1 protein-coding gene is annotated in these 298 nt (G+C 52.3%); it reads left to right on the forward strand.

What is annotated here, in order from left to right:
- Positions 1-298: MATE family efflux transporter (locus R0J87_RS19410; RefSeq protein ID WP_498888290.1), on the forward strand; the 298-nt coding region annotated here is incomplete at both ends.

The raw sequence follows: 298 nt of genomic DNA on the forward strand, positions 1-298 counted from the left end.
TAGCTGAGCAAAACTGTGATGCCGCAAAAATTTCCCGCCACTGCGGTATCTGGGTGGGCGTGGCCATTTCTGTGGCGACGGCGGTGTGGACGATGATTTTCCGCGATCAGATTGGCATGCTATATACCGACAACACAGAGGTGATTATGCTGGCGACACAGCTCTTGTTCCTTGCGGCTGTTTACCAGTGCAGTGATGCCGTTCAAGTGGTTGCTGCCGGGGCACTTCGTGGTTACAAAGACATGCGGGCCATTTTTATCCGCACCTTTATTGCCTATTGGGTTTTTGGTCTGCCGAT

The organism is Halomonas sp. SIMBA_159 (genome assembly GCF_046536035.1).
GTDB classification, from domain to species: domain Bacteria; phylum Pseudomonadota; class Gammaproteobacteria; order Pseudomonadales; family Halomonadaceae; genus Vreelandella; species Vreelandella venusta_A.